Below are 1,762 nucleotides of genomic sequence, written 5' to 3'. Positions count from 1 at the left end.
GCAGCGGGTGAATGTCGCCCGAACCGAACAAGCGATACAAACCAGTCCTTCTATGATTGGAAGCGCCTGTCCGTATTGCTTAACGATGATGTCGGATGGCGTGAAAGCAAAAGAGGCAGAAGACGATATTCAAACCATGGATATCGCTGAAATTCTAGAACGTTCGATAATTGCCAATGAAAATATAAAATAATTTTTGTAAAGGAAGTGTATAAAAATGTCAAACCAAAGTGAAACAATTCAAACTACATCACTAACAAAAGCGTACCAAAATATCCTTAAAAGTATCGAAATAACCGCTCAAAGTATAAATAATGAATTCCCCCATTACGCCGATAATGTAACCGGGAAATGGACCTGTTCTCCGGACGGATTTTGGACGGGCGGCTATTGGAATGGATTGCTCTGGTTAGCAGCCTCTCAAACCAATAATTCTCAATATTTAAAATGGGCTCGAAAATGGACTGAACTGTTAAAAAAACGTATTGATTCTCAAACTGTCTTCAGAGGATTTTTATTTTATTATGGTGCGGCCCTAGGCAACATTCTTCTAGATGATGAAGAAGCTAAAAATATCGCTTTGGCTGCTGCTAAATCAGTTGCATCGCAATATAACCCAAGAACAAACCTCATTCCGCTTGGTAATGAAGCGGAAGAAGCTGATAGCGTTGGAGTGTCAGAAACGAATATCGATGGGGTAAGTGCCACCCCTTTGTTATTATGGGCAGCTCACGAAACAAATGATAGCTCAATTGCAGAAATAGGCTTAAAGCATGCATATAAAAACAAGGAACTTTCCATCCGAGAGGATGGCTCTGTTTGCCAATCAGCCTCATTTGATGTTGATGGGAATTTAGTAAAAAGATATACTCATAAAGGTTATTCAGATGATAGCACGTGGGGGCGTGCTCAAGCATGGGCAATGATGCATTACACAGTAGGTTATCAATGGGCTCCATCAGAGGAAAAACTATTACACACTGCTATTGAAGTTTCTGACTGGTGGATAAATAACCTTCCAACAGACGGCGTAGCCTATTGGGATTTTGATGATCCAGCAATACCATACACCAATCGCGATACATCGGCTACAAGCATTGCTGCTTCAGCTTTGTTAAAGTTAAGTACTTTAGTAGAAGACAAAGAAAAGCAAGAAATCTATCGATCAAGTGCATTAAAATCCATTAATCAGTTAATTTCTAACTATTTAACTCCATTAAACGAACAAGATGAAAGACGTCCCGGCATGTTCCTAGGAGGATGCTTTAATAAAAAGGTAAACGAGGCTACTAATAATGAGCTGATTTGGGGCACTTATTATTTATTCGAATCCATTGGTGTTTTAATGAATTATTTTAATCAAAACAATTATTAAAATTTCAACAAACGGAAGCTGAATAGCAAGAGTATCGTCTGTTAAATTCCAAGTTATTCATTCCCCCACGATTAGGGAAGAGCATATCTCATCTTCTTTAACTAAAAAACACAAGAACAAACAGCTGAAGAGCTCCCTTCATATAAAATAACAAGGGGGCTCTTCTTTCTATTGTAATGAATAAAAACCTCTGGATTCATCCTTACCACTCTGTTTAAAAGGTATTTTTCTCTAAAGCCCCTTAGCGATTTTGGACAAAAGAAAGGTAACTTAGTTACACTAGAATCAAAGGGGTTGATGGACTATGAAACGACACGTTTACTCCAATGACTTTAAATTGCAAGTGGTAAAAGAAGCACTCGAAACTGGCAATAAAGCCTTAGTAGC

2 protein-coding genes are annotated in these 1,762 nt (G+C 38.3%); both read left to right on the top strand.

Annotated features, from left to right (window positions below):
- The coding region (locus tag ACE1TI_RS21700; protein WP_375009580.1) for a hypothetical protein at nt 1–193 on the top strand (193 nt) is incomplete at its 5' end.
- 24 nt (nt 194–217) lie between these two features.
- Complete coding sequence (locus ACE1TI_RS21695) at nt 218–1,375, top strand: glycoside hydrolase family protein (RefSeq protein WP_375009579.1); 1,158 nt, start codon at nt 218–220, stop codon at nt 1,373–1,375.
- Nucleotides 1,376–1,762 lie beyond the last annotated feature (387 nt).

Origin of the sequence: Alteribacillus sp. JSM 102045 (assembly GCF_041949975.1) — a bacterium.
Lineage (GTDB): Bacteria > Bacillota > Bacilli > Bacillales > Marinococcaceae > Alteribacillus.
The sequence above is the reverse complement of the archived record's forward strand: the minus strand, read 5'-3'. Positions and strand labels throughout refer to the sequence as shown.

Excerpts from the sequence above, each read along its gene's own strand:
- ACE1TI_RS21695 (WP_375009579.1), top strand. The coding sequence starts at position 218 with ATGTCAAACCAAAGTGAAACAATTCAAACTACATCACTAACAAAAGCG.